This window comes from Cupriavidus sp. MP-37 (genome assembly GCF_020618415.1).
Lineage (GTDB): Bacteria > Pseudomonadota > Gammaproteobacteria > Burkholderiales > Burkholderiaceae > Cupriavidus.
The window spans coordinates 255,990-272,686 of record NZ_CP085345.1; the positions used below are offsets into that span (position 1 = coordinate 255,990).

At 70.8% G+C, this 16,697-nt stretch carries 6 protein-coding genes; 4 read left to right on the top strand and 2 right to left on the bottom strand.

Features of this window, described 5'->3' with window-relative positions:
* Window positions 1-73 precede the first annotated feature (73 nt).
* A complete protein-coding gene (locus LIN44_RS17780) occupies window positions 74-1,060 on the bottom strand; it encodes a LuxR family transcriptional regulator (RefSeq protein ID WP_227315590.1) in 987 nt (328 codons plus the stop codon).
* A gap of 295 nt (window positions 1,061-1,355) precedes the next feature.
* Complete coding sequence (locus LIN44_RS17785; RefSeq protein ID WP_227315591.1) at window positions 1,356-2,672, bottom strand: MFS transporter; 1,317 nt, start codon at window positions 2,670-2,672, stop codon at window positions 1,356-1,358.
* A 513-nt stretch (window positions 2,673-3,185) separates the two neighbouring features.
* Here LIN44_RS17785 and LIN44_RS17790 point away from each other — a divergent pair.
* From LIN44_RS17790 to LIN44_RS17805, 4 genes are all read left to right on the top strand, one after another.
* Complete coding sequence (locus LIN44_RS17790; RefSeq protein ID WP_227315592.1) at window positions 3,186-3,791, top strand: SRPBCC family protein; 606 nt, start codon at window positions 3,186-3,188, stop codon at window positions 3,789-3,791.
* A 151-nt stretch (window positions 3,792-3,942) separates the two neighbouring features.
* Window positions 3,943-4,893, top strand: a complete 951-nt coding sequence (locus LIN44_RS17795; RefSeq protein WP_116385074.1) for a LysR family transcriptional regulator — start codon at window positions 3,943-3,945, stop codon at window positions 4,891-4,893.
* 119 nt (window positions 4,894-5,012) lie between these two features.
* Window positions 5,013-5,816 carry a putative hydro-lyase gene (locus LIN44_RS17800; RefSeq protein ID WP_227315593.1) on the top strand — a complete coding sequence of 268 codons (804 nt, stop codon included), beginning with the start codon at window positions 5,013-5,015 and terminating at the stop codon, window positions 5,814-5,816.
* A 182-nt stretch (window positions 5,817-5,998) separates the two neighbouring features.
* Window positions 5,999-16,690: an LWXIA domain-containing protein gene (locus LIN44_RS17805; RefSeq protein WP_227315594.1), complete on the top strand. Its 10,692-nt coding sequence runs from the start codon at window positions 5,999-6,001 to the stop codon at window positions 16,688-16,690.
* The last annotated feature ends 7 nt before the right edge of the window (window positions 16,691-16,697 follow it).

Here is a 16,697-nt window from a genome sequence, read left to right on the forward strand (position 1 = left end):
CGCCGACATGCTGGCCCTCACCCCAACCCTCTCCCGCAAGCGGGAGAGGGAGTACACAGTCGGCCGAGCCAAACTAAGCCGCAATCACCCCCGCCGCATCCTTTTCCCTATCCACCGACAATGGTGCCCCCGGCGGCCGCAGCAGCGTGGCCGCGCTGGCCAGCTGCACCCGGTTGCGCACGCCGAAGTGGCTGCGCAGGCGGCGCATGTGGTAGTCGACATTGAAGATGGACATGTCCATGCGCCGCGCGATCTCCTTGTCTGACAGCCCCTGCGCCAGGCAGGCGAGGATATCGCGCTGCACGTCCGACAGGCCTTCGCGATGGCGCCCGGCAAATGCGGGGATTTCCACGTGGCAGGTCAGGAACTCATGCAGCGCCAGCCCCATGGCCAGGGCCTGGCCCACCACCGAGTCGCCGATCCAGCGCCGGCTCTCGATGCCCGACATAAAGCTGATCAGCACGAACTCGCTGTTGCCCGGCATCGGCAGGTTGAGGAAGATGCCGCTGCGCACGCCGGCGTCGCGCAGGTCCTCCAGGAAGCGGCGGCGGCGCAGCGGCGGTACGTTGCCCAGCGGCGTCTGCGCCAGGTCGTCGGCGTCCCACACGGTGGGCAGGCAGAAGGTGCCCGGCTGCGGCGTGCGTGGATCGATCTCATAGTAGCGTTCGCGGAAGTAGCGCTCGCGCCAGCCGGGCGGGGAATAGCTTTCAAAGAAGGTGCGCGGCTGCAGCTGGCCGCCGACCTGGGCGGCGGTGGCATAGCCCAGCCAGTCGAAGCCGATGGCGCGGATGGCGGACTGCATCACGGCGCTGCGGCCTTCGTGGGTGGGCTCGGCCTGCAGCGCCGTCACCAGGCCCGGAGTTGCGCCGTGGCGCACGCGCTGCCTGACCGGCACCAGGTGCCGCTCGCCGAATACCTTGATGCCGTTGTTGGCCACCAGCGCCGGCGCAGTGCCGGGCGCAGGGGCCGGGCGGGCCGTGGGGCGGGCGGTGGTTGTTGCGGCGCCATGCCCGGACGCCCCCGCGTCACGGTACGGCACGACTTCCACATCTTTGATCATGTAGGCCTCCGACAACGAGTCTTGGCGTGCGACCACGGCCTTGTGAGCCGGTCCACGCGTGCAAATGGGGCAGGCCTGCGCGGCGGCGCTGCGTGGCGCGGTGCGTCGTGCCGGTCGTGGCCAGCGCTCCGGGTGCTGCAAGGAGGGCGGCCATCGCCAGCGCGTATCGCGCTCTGCGCTGCATTGCCGTCGAGCTGGCATGCCCGACTTACTGCTGACCCGATTCCCGTCGGAAGACAACTGGGCAGGCCCGCGTGGGGCTGCCGTGATTGTTATTGTGGTGTGATTTTGCGCCCTACGCTTCCAGCGCCTTGCCGCGCGTTTCCGGCAACGTCAGCGCGGCCAGGATCAGCACGCCATACGCGGCCGCGGCGAAGATCCCGATCGCATGGCCCAGCGACATCTGCTGGCTGACATGGCCGATCAGGAACGGGAAGAACGCGCCGATGGCACGGCCCACGTTGTAGCAGAAGCCCTGGCCCGAGCCGCGCACGCTGGTCGGGAACAGCTCGGTCAGGAACGCGCCCATGCCGGCGAAGATGCCCGAGGCAAAGAAGCCCAGCGGGAAGCCCAGCAGCAGCATCACGGTATCGTTGACCGGGATGTGCGTGTAGGCCAGCGCGATCGTCATCGAGCCCAGCGCGAACAGGATGAAGTTCCGCTTGCGGCCGATGCGGTCGGTCAGGTAGGCGCTGGTGACATAGCCGATGTAGGAGCCGACGATGACCATCGCCAGGTAGCCGCCGGTGCCGAGCACGGTCAGGCCGCGCTCGGTCTTCAGGAAGGTGGGCAGCCAGGTGGTGATGGCGTAGTAGCCCCCCTGCGCGCCGGTGGTCAGCAGCGCCGCGCGCAGCGTGATGCTGATCAGGCGCGGCGAGAAGATCGCTGCGAACGAAGTTTTCTCGCTGGCCTGCGCCTCGCGTGCCTTGTGCTCGGTATAGACCTCGGGCTCCTTGACCAGGCGGCGCAGCACGATCACGAACACCGCCGGCAGCAGGCCGATCAGGAACAGCGCGCGCCATGCGGTTTCGGCAGGCAGCAGCGAGAACACCAGCGCGTAGAGCAGCGCTGCCATCCCCCAGCCCACGGCCCAGCCGGCCTGCACCATGCCCACCGCCTTGCCGCGGTCCTGCGCGCGGATGGCTTCGCCGATCAGCACCGCGCCGGCGGTCCACTCGCCGCCGAAGCCGAAGCCCATCAGCGCGCGCGCCACCAGCAGCTGTTCATAGTTCTGCGCCAGCCCGCACAGGAAGGTGAAGAAGGCGAACCACAGGATGGTCAGCTGCAGCGTGCGCACCCGGCCGATGCGGTCGGACAGGATGCCGGCGACCCAGCCGCCCGCAGCCGAGGTCAGCAGCGTGGCGGTGCCGATGAAGCCCGCGTCGGCGCGGCTGATGCCCCAGGTGGCGATCAGCGTGGGAATCACGAAACTCAGGAACTGCGTGTCCATGGCGTCGAGCGCATAGCCGACCTTGCAGCTCCAGAAGGTGCGCCGCTCATTGGCGGTGATGTCGCGATACCAGGAGAAAAAGCCGCGCGACGGCGCGGTCTCGGCGCTGGCGGGGCTCGATGGTGGCTGGGGGCTCTGGATACTGCCGATCTGCGTTTCCATGCATTCCTCTCGTGCGATGTCTGGCTCGGCCGGCAAGGCGCGCTGCGCGGCGCGCTTGCCTTGTGGTGGCGGCACGCCGTGCCGGCTTGCCGCGGCCGCGCATCGGTGGCGCGGCGGTGTGCGGTTGCAGCGCGTCCTGCGGTGCCGCCGCTGACTGCATTCTTGAAAGGCACGGCGGCCCGCGTCCAACTAGTTTTTCGGGCGACGGCCGATAAGAAAAATTGATTCCTGTGCTGAATGCCCGTGAATGCGCGGCTGGCGCCGGTCTGGCCCGTGGCGCGCAGGCCACGGCCCGCGGGTTTTCCCCGATCCCGCCACAGCGCCCGCGGGCCCGGACCCGCGAGGGCATAAGCATACGGCGCGCCAGCGCACACGGGTGGGCCACGGCCCTACGGAAACCCGTAGGCCAGGGCCGCGCGCCACGGCGGCTACGAGCCTTCGGTAATGGCACACACCGCCGCGCTCGGCTAGGCTTGCACCCATTGCCCCGACTGTGCGCGTGCCGCCTTGCCGATGCCCATCCTTGCCCGCCTGACCCTGTCCACGTTCCGGCTCGCCGTGCCTGCGCTGCTGCTCGCGTGGCAGGCGCCGGCACAGGCCCAGCTGATCCCCGTCGAGCGCTCGGTCGAGGTGCTGGCCGATCCGGCGCGGGTCTGGGAGCTGGCCGGCAGCTACTGCGCGGTGCCGGAGTGGGACACGGTCTACAAGGACTGCCGCGTGGTGCTGGGCAGCGGCAGCCCCGGCACGGTACGCCGCATGGCCCACAAGGCCGGCGGCCTGCCGGCGGTCGACGTGCTGACCGACAAGGGGCCGTATTCGTACAGCTACCGCAAGCTCTCCAGCCATACGCGCGGGCGGCTGCAGGCTACGCCGGGACAGGGCGTGGGCACCACGCGCGTGACCTGGCAGATGTGGCTGGACCCGTCGGCCGTGCCCGACGGCGCGCGCGCGGAGTACCCGGCCGCGCTTGGCGACGACATGCTGGCCGCGCTGCAGCGCATGAAGGCGCAGGCCGAAGCGGCGCAGCACGAGGCCGAAGAGGAGGCCGCGCGCGGCCCTGCATTGACCCCGCCGCGCCAGCCCCCGACGCCGTCGCAGCCGTCGCCGCTGGGGGCGTGAGCGCGGCGCTCCGGCCATGCTGCGCGGCAGCATGGCACGCTACCGGGCGCCGCCGTCAAACGCTTGTTTGCCACCGTGTCATCGCGTAGATTCGGTGGCTCGGCGCCTGTCCCGATGCGCCGCCGCAGCGACCGTCCCGCACCCACCGCCCATGAACCTGCGCTTTCTCGAAACCTTTGTCTGGGTAGCCCGCCTGCGCAGCTTCCGGCTGACCGCGGAGAAGCTGTTCAGCACGCAGGCCTCGATCTCCAGCCGCATCGCCGTGCTGGAAGAAGACCTCGGGGTCAAGCTGTTCCTGCGCGATTCGCGCGGCGTGACGCTGACGCCGGAGGGCCAGCGCGTGCTGGAATATGCCGAGAAGATGGTGAACACCATGCACCATATGCGGCAGTCGCTCGACCGTTCGCGCGCGATTGCGGGGCGCGTGCGCATCGGCGCGATGGACTCGGTGATCCATACCTGGCTTTCCACCGTGGTCAAGCGCGCCATGCAGGCCTACCCGGCGCTGGAGATCGAGCTGACCGCCGATGCCGCGCTGAACCTGTGCGACCAGCTGCAGAAGGGCTATCTCGACGTGATCTTCCAGACCGACCTGCTGCGGCTGGAAACGGTGCGCAATGTCGAACTGGCGCGCTACCCGATCCGCTGGATCGTCGCCACCGGCTCCGCCTGTGACCGGCCCTATGCCTCGCTCGATGAACTGGCCGCCGAGCGCGTCATCACCTTCGTCAAAAACTCGCGCCCGCACCAGGACATCCTGAGCCTGTTCCACCTGAACGGCGTGGCGTCGCCGCGCATCAACTGCGTGAACTCGGTGGCCGCCATGACGCGGCTGATCGGCGACGGCTTCGGCATCGGCGCGGTGCCGCCGGCGCTGGTGCGCAAGGAACTGGCCGACGGCACGCTGTCGGTGGTCGACGTGGAGAACCATCCGCCCGCGCTCGATATCGTCGCCTCGTGGCGCATCGGCGCGGGATTGGAGGTCAACGAGTCGATCGTGGGGCTGGCCACCGGCGTGGTGGCGGAGTTCTGCGCCGAGGTGGGCGAGGACATGGCGGTGCCGGTGCAGCCGCCGGCCGCCGCACCCCACGCGGGCTCGTAGTCATCGGATTCCTTTATCGCGCTCGATCCGAAAGATTTGTTGGACGCCGGCGCCGGCGGGCGCCCAGAATCGGCAGGTCAACCGGACTTTCTGCGCCGCCCGGCGCCTGCCTGCCGACCATGAACCAGCCGCTCCAGCACGCCGCCTCGCTCCTGCCCGAAGACCCCGCCGCCTTGCGCCAGCTGATCCGCGCGGGCCGCTACCACGGCCACACCAGCGGCCTGGCGCGCGGCCACGTGCAGGCCAATATCGTGATCCTGACGCGCGACTGGGCCTATGACTTCCTGCAGTTCTGCGCGCTCAACCGCAAGGCCTGCCCGCTGATCGACGTGACCGATCCGGGCGACCCGGTGTTCCGCAACCTCGGGCGCGACGTCGACATCCGCACCGACGTGCCGATGTACCGGGTCTACCGCGACGGCAACGCCTATCACGAGACCACCCGCATCACCGAGCTGTGGCGCGACGATTTCGTCGCCTTCGCCATCGGCTGCTCGTTCTCGTTCGAGCAGGCGCTGCTGGCGGCCAATGTGCCGCTCAAGCACATCAACCTGGGCCGCAACGTCGCCATGTACCGCACCACCATCGAGACCCGCCCGGCCGGCCGGCTGTCGGGCAAGCTGGTGGTGTCGATGCGCCCACTCAAGGCCGCCGACGCGATCCTGGCCACCGAGATCACCGCGCGCTATCCCGACGTGCATGGCGCGCCGGTGCATATCGGCGACCCCGCGCTGATCGGCATCGAGGATATCGAATCGCCCGACTACGGCGACGCGGTGCCGCTCGATGCCGATGAAATCCCGGTGTTCTGGGCCTGCGGCGTCACGCCCCAGGCCGTGATCCGCGAGGCGCGGCCGGAGATCTGCATCACCCACGCGCCGGGCTGCATGCTGGTGACCGACCTCGACAACAACCGGCTGTAGTCGGTCGGCACCGCCACCCCCGATCGCGGGCCTACGAATTCCCATAGTTGGCCTGCGCCGCCGATGCGCGCAGAATCGGCGCGCATGATGCCCTCGCCTTGCCCGGGAACCGGCCGCGTGGCAGGGCATCGGCAACCGTCTGACCTGCCGGCAGGCGCCGGCGTCGCCAGGAGACTTGCGTCATGCTGGATTTCATGGATGCCATCCGGGCCGCCGCGCGCGCGGCCGCCGAGGCCGCGGCCCGCGCCGCCGCCGAAGCCGCGCGCGAGGCCGCCGAACGGGCCGCCCGCGAAGCCGCCGAACGCGCCCAGCGCGCCGCCGAGGCGCGCGAGACCCAGCGCCAGCAGGACACGCAGAACGCCCAGAGCACACAGCAGGCGCAACCGTCGCAGCAAACCCAGCAAACCCAGCAGACGCAGCAAGGCCAGCAGGCGAAGCCCGCTGACCAGCCGGACAAGCCGCAGGCGCTCGCGGTGACGCCGGCGCTTTACACCACCAGCACCACCGGCGCGCAGGCACCCCGGGCGACGCAGGTCGATGCGCCGGCGCCCGAGAAACCAAAGACTGACCCGGCCGAGGCAGCCCGCAAGAAGAAGGAAAGCGACGCGAAGGCGCTGACCGATGGCTGGCAGCAGGAAGCGCAGGACGCCTATGACAAGGTGGTGGCCGACCTCGACGGCCGCGCCATGACCGACAAGCAGTGGCAGCCGCTGGGCCTGAAGTACGGCAACGTCATGGGCGGCGCGCAGAATGAGCTGCGCGTGGCCGCCAACAACGCCGCGGCCACCGGCAAGGATGTCAAGGCCGCGGTCGAGGCCAAGGCCGAAGAGATCCGCAAGCGCTATGACGACCCCAACGTCGCGCTGAACATCGACGAGACCAAGACGCAATTCCTGAAGAACGAGAGCACGCAACAGGCGCGCGACACCCAAGGCGCGCGCTTCAACGTGGTGCTGGCGCAGGAAAAAGAGCAGCGGGCCGCCGCGAAGGTCGACCAGGAACAGGCCGCCTACCTGAAGATCCCCGGCGGCATCCGGCGCTTCGAGCTCGAGGCCGACGACCAACTGGTGGCCGCGCGCGACGCCCACGAGAAAGCACAGCAGGAACGGGTACAGGCCGAGGAGACCTTCCTCGCCACCATGCAGAAAGAGATCGACACGGTCGCGACGAACGCCTACAAGCAGGACGCCGACCAGGCCCTGAAGGACCTGCGCAACAGTCCGCACGACCGCACCATCTCGATGGCGGACCGCTCGTACGACCTGACCCTGGCCAACGGCAAGGTCAGCGACGCCGACGCGCAGCTGCAGGCGCTGGCGTCCGGAAAGGGCGTCAAGGTGCCCGACAGCTATCGCCAGCAGGCGGTGCAGGACCTGAAGGCGCGCTACGGCACCGAAGGCGGCATGGGCCAGCTGATCGACCGGGTCGACCTGCGCGGTCGCATCGCCGGCGAGATGGAGCACCTGACGCCGTCCACCGACTTCGAGCGCAAGCTGGCGCAGAACGACCCCACCACGCTGGCGATGGCGCAGGCGCAGGGGCTGACGCTGGATCCCGAGGCCAAGACCGATCCCAACGCCACCACGCCGCGCGACCTGCCGCAGGCCGAGCGCGCGCTGATGGAACACAACCCGGCCGGCTACGTCATGGTCAAGGCGCTGGGTGCGGACAGCCTGGTTCCGGCCCCCGACCTGCCGGCGACCGATCCGGCCCGGATCGCCTACGACAAGGGCGTCGCCGAGAAAGGCCTGCTCGGCTACACCGTCGAACAGCTCAAGGCGCGCAGCGAAGACCCCAAGCTCAGCCAGGCCGAGCGCGACCAGGCCGCCAACGGCCTGAACCGGATGCTCGGCTTCATGGAGGGCTCGGTGCCGCTGCGCGTGGACGCCATGACCCGCGGCATCGACCAGAAGCTGGACCGCGGCGACGTCACCGGCGCGCTGCAGATCCGCAAGGCCGGCGCCGATGCCGCGCAGACGCCCGAGGAACGCCAGCTCTACGTCGACGTGCACAACGACCGCTTCAGCGGCGACCTGTTCAAGGCGCAGATCGAAGCGTCGATGGACCAGGACCTGAAGAACAAGACCCACGACGACGAGGGCCGGCCCATCATCGGCCAGGAGAAGATGTACGCCGACAAGGTGGGGGCCTACCTGCAGGAAGTGGCGCCGCACCTGATCGAGGAAGATGCCAACACGCTGCTCGATACGGTGAAGACCGAGTACAGCAACGACTGGACCGGGCGCAACAACAGCCAGTCGCCCGGATACAACGACTGGGATGACTTCTACCATGGCCTGTCGGCGGTAGTCGATGCGGCCGACGCCGGCTACTATGCGCGCAACCCGCAGGCGAAGCCCGGCACGGCCCCGGCCGCGACCAGCACGGCCAGCTGGCTGACTGACCGCGACAACGAGGTCAGCATGCTGATGATGATGAACCAGGGCGGGTCGTCGCGCCAGGGACGCATCTACGGCGGCGCCGAGGACGCGGCTGCCAAGGGCCATATCGGGCTGTCGGCCGCGTTCGAGCAGTCGCTGAAGTCGAGCAAGGACGCGCCGGTGATGTCCGACGTCTACCTGCGCAATGCGGTGCAGCGCGGCAGCGAGGACTACGCCGGCACCGACGAGGCCAAGGAAGCCAACCAGCGCTTCGAGCTCGACAAGGACGAGATCCTGCGCCAGACCTTCGACAGCCTGGCGATGCGCAAGGAAGAACTCAGCGCGAAGGCCTCGGACGAGAAGGGGCTGTCCGAGGCCATCGCCCTGGGCGCGCCGCAGGGCGACGCCAACGCGATCCGCGAACAGATCGCCGCCGACGCCAAGGCCGGCACCACGGTCAAGGCGATCCCGATGTACGTGGCCGGTCCCGGCGGGGTGCCGTACCAGACCGCGGTGTTCGAGTTCGAGGGCAAGGACGGCAAAACCCTGTGGGTGGACGACCAGGGCGCCGTCTATGGCAAGGAAGAGCTGGACGCAAAGCGCGATTTCCAGGAGAACAACCTGCTGTCCGACAAGGGCACGGTGTACTTTGCCGAGAACCTGGACCTGGGCCGCGACGGCCACGTCGACTACGCCGCGATGGACGCCCATATCGTCACCACCAGCGAGAAGGTATGGGGCTGGGTCAACCTCGGCGTGGCGGCGGTGGGCGCGGTCGCGGGCGGGGTGCTGGCGGTGGCCTCGGGCGGCACGCTGACACCGCTGGTGGCCGCGGCGTGGGTCGGCATGGTGGGCAGCATGGGGTACGGTGTCGGCACCTCGTGGGCCGCGCTGGACAATATTTCGGACCATGGCCGCTCGGTCAATCCCTTCGCCAGCCAGGAAGCGATGGCGCAGTGGCTCAACGTGGCCGGCTCGCTGGCGGGCATGGGCGGCATGGGCCTGGCCAAGACCGGCGCGCTGGCGATGAACGCCGGCACCCGGCTGGCCGGCAGCACCAACCCGCTGCGCCAGATGGCGGGCGGCATGCTGACCCACAGCGCCGGCCACTACGGCAGCGCCAGCCGCGTGCTCAACGGCGTCGGCTTCGGCATCGGCGGCGTGCAGACCCTGCAGCAGGCCGCCATGTTCGCCGAGCATGGCAGCGAGATGAGCGTTGCGGAGAAACTGCAGAACGGCGCCATGCTGCTGATGGGCGCCACGCAGATGCTGCCGATGGCAATCCAGAAGCGCATCGGCGAGTCGGTGCGCGACGGCTACCAGGCCATGCGCGGGCACACCGGCGCGGGCGACCTGGCCGGCAGCAACAGTCCGGGTCGGGGCCTTGGTCCCGCAGCGCTGGGCGCCTTCCGCGATGGCGATGGCGCGCCTGTGCCAGCCGCCACGCGGCCCACCGCGCGCCGCGGCGTGCCTGGCCGCGATGCCGACGGACAGCCGCCCGCGCGCACCGATGCCGACGGCCAATCGGGCCGCTCCGGCAAGCAGGCCGACGGCGAGCCGGCCCCCGGCGTAGTCCGGCCCGCGACCCCGGGGCGCGCCGGCGGCAACCGCCCGGCGCCCGACGGCGTCGCCACCCCGGCGCGCGACCTGCGCACGCCGCAGCGGCTCACGCCCTGGCAATCGACCCGGCTCAGCACCGCCGCGGCCTTCGACATGGCGGTCACGCGCGGCGCGATCCTGCAGGAACGGGTGATCCACGGCATGATGGACCGCGCCATGAGCCGGGCCATGGCGCGCTATCTGACCGAGTCCGCCGCGCGCAACCCCTCGGGCGAGCGCAGCGGCCGCGCCGACGCGCCCGTGCCGGCCTCGCGCCGCCGCACCGCCACCGGCACGCCGGCACTGGCGCGCGCGCCGCGCCACCCGGCGGGGGATGGCGAGGCCGGCGTGCAGCGCCGCACGGTGAGCCACGGCCCCGCGCTGGCGGCGCATGCCGATGCGCCCGATGCGCCCGCGCGCATGTCGCTGCGGCAGAACGCAATCTCGCCGCTCGACAATGTGCTGTGGATCGACGGCAGCATGGAAAACATCGGCGTGCCCTACGGCGCCGAGATGGCCGCGCGCGCGCTGGTGGACCTGGACTCGGTGATGATCGTCACCGGCCCGCTGACCGCGCATGGCCGCGCCGAGACCAACGGCCCGGTCGGGGCGGCCTCGCTCGGCGCCTACCTGGCCTCACTGGGCAAGGACGTGGTCTATGTCACCGACCGCGCCCATGCGCGCACGCTGCGCCAGATGCTGCGCCAGGACCTGAACCAGCCCAATGCGCGCGTCGAGACCTTCTCGGCCAGGGACTTTGCCAGCGCCGGGCGCCAGTCGCGCGCGCTGCTGGCGATGCACAAGCCGCAGGCGGTGGTGGCGGTGGAAGTGGCCGGTCGCAACACCAACAACGAATACCGGCTGCAGAACGGCGAGCGGGTGCGCGGCAATGCCATGCTCGACCAGTTGCTGATCGACGCCAACGATATCGCCGACATGGTCACCATTGCCGTGGGCGACCACGGCAACGAGGCCGGCATGCGCGCCGCGCGCGACCGCTTGCTGCGCGACCTGGCGGTCGAACACCAGCTGGCCGACAGCTGGTCCGACGTCGGCGCCGACCACCTGGTGACGGGCATGAACTCCAACCTCGCGGCGCAGGCGATCGGCTTCGGCGTGCAGCGCGCGCTGGGCCGCGACAGCGGCATGCCGAGCGCGGAAACGGTGGGCGCGCTGCTCGACACCATGGCGCGTCACAAGGCGCGCGACGGCGTCACGCTGGAGGTCGGCGCCACCAGCGTGCGCGGCTACGACAAGACCGTGCAGAAGGGCGTCTACGAGCTGCTGCAGAAGGCGGCCGAGCGCCTGCCCGCGGGCCTCGACATGGCGCAGCTGTTCGAGGGCATCCAGCGGCGCTTCCTGCCCGAAGGGATCGACCCTGCCGACTTCGGCATCCGCGTGCAGGACGATGCCATCGTCATCACCGCCTTCGATTCCAGCAACGGTGGCCTGCTGGCCGCGCAGAACATCGCGCGCCACACCTATGCCATGACCGGCAAGGCGGTGCAGGTGGTGGCCTTTACCGACCATGCCGCCGGCACCTACGGCGGGCGCGAGCGCGGCGACCTGGTGAACCTGGTCCACGCCGGCGTGGTGGCGGCGCAGAAGGCGAAGGGCGCGGTCGACCTGTTCGCCTGCAACACCGCCTGCACCGCGTTCCCGGAGGCGCTGGCCGGCACCCACCAGGCCAAGGTGGTCAACCTGATCATGCAGACCGCGCCCAAGATCGTCACCGAAGGCGGCGCGCGGCCGGTGGTGGTGGCCACGCCCGGCACGGTGAAGCTGCATGCCTACCTGCAGGCGGTGGCCGAAGCCAGCGGCGGCAGCCTCACGGTCAAGGAGATCGGCGCGACCGAGTGGGCCGATGCGGTCAACAACCTGATGCACCTGGCCGACGGCCCGCAGCTGGAGCAGCTCAAGGGGCTGGTGGCCAAGTACATCAACGCCGAGCAGATCCCGGCCGACGCGACCTCGCTGTGGTTCTGCTGCACCCACTACCCGGCGCTGGAAACGCTGGTGCGCCAGCAGCTCGATGCCATCGGCCGCAGCGACGTCAGGCTGATCGACCCGATGCAGTACCAGGCGCGCAAGGGCGTGGAGATGCTGGTCGACCAGGGCCTGATCGACCGCGGCGCGCTGCTGGAGCAGCCGCTGGACCCGTCGGCGGTGCCCGACGACAAGACCCTGCCGACCATCGTCTTCACCACCGGCCAGCCGTCGCGGGTGTCCGGCCTGGCGCACGCGATGGGACGGCGCCCGGATATCCGCGTGTTCAAGACCGCCTTCGGCGAGGCCGCCGACGTGTCGCCGGCGCTGGCGCTGATCGATGGCGGGCGCCACCTGTCGCCGGTCGACCGCATCAGCTTCAACTACATCGGCCGCGGCCTGCGCGAGTTCTACATGCCGGGCGGCGCCGAGCGCGCGGCGGCGTCGCTGGAAGACGCCAGCAACGTGATGCTGGTGACCGGCTTCTCGGTGGCCAAGGACATGCCGGAAACCGACGGCCCCCCGGGCACCGCGGAACTGGGGCGCGCGCTGCGGCTGCGCGGCAAGCAGGTGACTTACGTGGTGGATTCGGCGAACCGGCCGATCCTGGAAGGCATCCTGCGCGAGATGGGCGAGCCGCTGGACAATATCCGCGTGTTCGATGCACCGATCGACAGCGCCGCCGAACCGGCCCGTGCGCTGTTGCGCGAGGTCGGCCCCGACCGGGTGATGGCGATCGAGCTGCCGTCGCGCAGCGCGCGCGGCACCAAGCACAATATGCGCGGCATCGGTATCGACGGCTTCAACCCGGCGCTGGACCAGATCGTGCTGGAAGCCAATGCCATCGACGGCATCGAGACGCTGGGCGTCGGCGACGGCGGCAACGAGGCCGGCATGGGCGGCGTGGGCGGGCTGATCCCGCGCGCGCTCGACGGCAGCGATATCGCCGCGGTGGTGCCGGTCGACCATGTGGTCACCGCCAGCGTGTCGAATTGGGGCGCGTACGCGGTCTCGGCGCTGCTGCTGCGCCGGGGCAATATGCCGGAGCGCTTCCAGAGCCCCGAGGAGCTGGGCCGCGTGCTGCAGGCCGCGGCCGACGCCGGCGCGGTCGACGGCGTCTCGCGCGAGCGGGTGGCGACGGTGGACGGCTTCTCGACCGCGGTGCACCAGGCCGTGATCACGCTGTACGGACGCGCCGCCGCCGGCGGCCAGCCGCGTGGCCCCGGGGCGGCGCGCGCGCCGCTGCCGGGCGGGCCGGCGCTGGCGCGCACGCCGCTGGCCGAGGCCGCCGAAGCGGTGGTCGCGCACGGCGGGCAGCTGCCGCGCGAAGCGGCTTCCGCAAGCCGTGCCGACGACGCCGGTGGCGACCCGGCGGCCATGCCCGCGGCGCGGCCGGCGATCCGCGACGGCAGCTGGTCGGTGCGCGACGGCGCCCCGAGCCGCCAAGCCATCGAGACCACCGTCGACGGCATCCATGCGTCCGGCGGGCGCCTGGCCGGCGTGCACTACGTGGTGACCCATGGCGATGGGCTGTCGGTGCCGCTGCGCGCGGGCTTGCCGGAGGCGTCGTTCACCTCGCTGCAGCAGGCCCTGCGCGACCTCGGCCCGGCGCTGCAGGCGGGCAGCAACTTCCGCATCGCCATCGTGTCGCAGCGCGAGGCAGCGCGGCACGGCGCGGTCGACGCGCGCAGCGTGATCGGCACCGTGCCGCTGTCGCTGCGCGGGCACAAGCCGCACGCGGACGGCTTTGCGCTCAATCCGGACTACCACGGCGAGATCCGCGCCGCCTTGCCCGACGACTTCCGCGTCGGCCTGCCGCTGGTGCGCCAGCAGGACGGCCGCCGCATCGACGTGCTGGCCCAGCTGGAGCAGTTTCCGCGCGGGCGCGCGGACCTGGACCTGGCGCAGCAGGCCGGGCAGAAGACCTTTGGCGATGAGGCGGTGGCGGTGTCGGTACCGCAGATTCCCGGGCATTTCACCGTGCGCGCCGAGGGATTGTTCGGCGGCATCGCGATGCGGGCTGACGAGGGGCCGTCCTCGTTGATCGATGCCACGGCGGTGATTGACCGCATCCGCGCGCATCCGGACTACCAGCAAGGCATGCCGGTGGTGCTGTACGGCTGCTACGGGCAGGACGGGGCGGTGTCGCTGGTGCAGCAACTGGCCACCGGGCTGAACGCGCGCGTCTACGGCGCCGACGGCCGGCTGGACGTGGACGCGTTCCGCGCGCCGGGCAGCGACCTGGCCTATGGCGCGCGCCTGCGCGTGGCCGCCGATCCCGCCACCATGGCCGCCTCGGGCGCGCCGGTTCACGTCCAGGACGGCGGCCGCTTCCACGGCGCCATGCCGGCGCTGCCGGTGGTGGCCGTCACCAGCGGCGGCAAGCCGGTGCGCCAGCATGGCGCGCGCGCCGCGGGCGATCCGGTGCCGGCCAGCTGGCGGCAGACGCCGGACCGCTGGGCCGAACTGGCGCTGGGCGAGCCGGCGGTGCGCGTCAACGCGCCCCGGGACCACCTGGTGGTGGTCGGCGCCGTGCGCCCCGAGGGCGGGCTGCGCGGCGAGGGAGGCGAGGGCATCGGCGCCCACGAGCTCGCCTTCCAGCTGGCGCATGACTGGGAGCCCGGACAGCCCATCGTGCTGGCGCTGGACGGCGCCCATGCGCCGCAAGGCCGCATGCTGGCGCAGCAGGTGGCTGACGTGATGCGCACCGAGGTGCTGGTGCCCGAATTTGCGCTGCGCCGCGGCGCCTATGCGCAGGATCCGGCCAAGAGCCAGATCGACCTGGCGCAGCCCGGGCGCTGGCGCCGCCTGTCGCCGCAGCCGGATCCCTACGCCGGCCACAGCTTCAAGATCGACCATCACGGCAACGTATTCCTGCGACGGCCCGATGGCACCCGCGAACGGGTGCGGCTCGAGACCTACCTGGGCCCGCGGCTGGGCAGCGGCGGCGCCAAGACCGTGTTCGCGCTGGGCAAGGACCTGGCGGTCGGCATTGCCAACGAAGCGTGGCTGGGCGACATGGTCCACGGCGAGCGCGCCGCCATGGCCGAGGCCGCCGGCACGCACGGGCTGGATACCGTGCGCAGCTACGGGCCGGCGTCGTTCGAGGCGTTCGGGCGCCCGGCGATTGGCTACGAACGCTACGCGGCCAGCACCAAGGACCTGTTCGACGCCGCCGGCCAGTTGCGGCCAGAGCATGCCGCCTTGCTCAATGACCGGTCGGCGCGCGATATCGCCGCACTGGTCGACACCATGACGACGCGCAAGTTGCACCTGGGCGACGTGGAGTTCGCGCTGTTCCCGGACGGCGCGGTCAAGGTGGCCGACCTGACCCATGTCGAGACCGGCTCGGATGCGTCGCAAGGGAGCGCGGTGTACCGCATGCTGGACCGGATGCAGCAGGCAGGGCGCGGCCGGAGTGACGACGGCACCCGGGGCGGCGAGGGCGGAGTGATGCGCGCCACCATCTCGCATGGCCCGGCCGGCAACGCACCACCACCCGGCAGCAATGGCCCGCGGCCGTGGAAGGTGCGCACCGCGCTGGCCGTGTCGGCGGCGGGCACGTTCGCCGCCGCCTCCGGCGCCGCGGCCATCTCGGCGCAGACCGGTGCCAACCTGGTGCTGACCAGCGCCGGCTGCTTCATCTACCGCGGCAGCGTGGCGATGGGGCGCACGGTGCATGCCAACAAGGTGATCCGGCGCGCCGGCACGCACACGCCCGCCGATATCGCCTGGCTGCGCCGCACGCTGACCGAGAAGCCCGGTACCGCGGTGTGGGGCATCAACGACAAGAACCAGCAGAAGTTTGCCAGGGCGCTGGACCAGCTGGAGGCCTACGCCCACCACGCCGACAAGAAGGACCTGCCCGAGGCCCCGGACAAGATCCGCGAGGCGCAGGCGGTGCTCGGCACCGTCGGCGCCGCGCTGCTGACGCCCGATACGCGCGCCGGGCAGGTCAACGACGCGCTGCAGCTGACCACGCTGGCAATCAACAACGGCAACACCATGCTGTGGTTCGGCGAGCACGGCGTGACCCAGATCGGCGAGCCGCTGACCTACAGCAGCGCGGTGTTCCTGGCCGCCAATTCGGTGCTGAGCACGGTCAATTTCGCGGCCCGCGCGGGTTATCACACCGGGCTGGCCCAGCCCGCGCTGCTGGGTGCGCGGCTGCGCAAGTTCGTGATGAACGCGTATTCGGTCGGCGCGGTGCCGCTGGCTGCGGCCGACATGATGCATACCGGCGGCGTGGTCGGCGCCATCGAAGCGGGCAGCCTGGCGGTGTTCGGCATCGGCGCGCACCTGCAGTCGCGCAACGAGCAGAAGCTGATCAACGCCGAGAAAAACCGGCTGGCCAAGGCAGCCGATCCCGATGCCGTCGACAAGCCGGTCACGCCATGGCTGGCGCAGAAGTGGGATTTCTTCGGCCGCGCCATGCCCAAGGGGCTGGTGCTGCTGGGCGGCGGCGTGATCGTCAACTTTGGCGCCAAGATCCTGGTGGAGCTGCTCAAGGACGAGGACAAGGGCGTGCCGCGCCCGGCGCCGACTCCCAGCGGCGGCCCGTCGACCCCGCCAACCGCCGATCCAGGGGGAACCACGCCGCCGCAGGAGCCCCCCAGCGAACCACCCAGGGAGACCCCGAAGGAGCGCCCCGCATCCGGATCGGTACGCGTGCAGCCCTACAGCCCGGACAACGTCGCCAGTTCCACGCTATGGGGCATCGCCGGCGCGCATCTCGACACGCTGCTGTCCGACGGCCAGAAGGCCGAGGCACAGGCGCAGGCGATGACGCCGGACCAGCAGGTGGCCAACTTCGCGCTGCGCGAGCTGATCAACCTGAACCCGCGCTATCGCCTGGCCGACAACCCGGATCACCTGGAACCCGGTTGGGAGCTGGACGTGACGCGATAGGGAACTG

Coding starts and splice junctions, on each gene's coding strand:
- LIN44_RS17780 (WP_227315590.1), bottom strand. CDS start 1,060: ATGATCAAAGATGTGGAAGTCGTGCCGTACCGTGACGCGGGGGCGTCC.
- LIN44_RS17785 (WP_227315591.1), bottom strand. CDS start 2,672: ATGGAAACGCAGATCGGCAGTATCCAGAGCCCCCAGCCACCATCGAGC.
- LIN44_RS17790 (WP_227315592.1), top strand. CDS start 3,186: ATGCCCATCCTTGCCCGCCTGACCCTGTCCACGTTCCGGCTCGCCGTG.
- LIN44_RS17795 (WP_116385074.1), top strand. CDS start 3,943: ATGAACCTGCGCTTTCTCGAAACCTTTGTCTGGGTAGCCCGCCTGCGC.
- LIN44_RS17800 (WP_227315593.1), top strand. CDS start 5,013: ATGAACCAGCCGCTCCAGCACGCCGCCTCGCTCCTGCCCGAAGACCCC.
- LIN44_RS17805 (WP_227315594.1), top strand. CDS start 5,999: ATGCTGGATTTCATGGATGCCATCCGGGCCGCCGCGCGCGCGGCCGCC.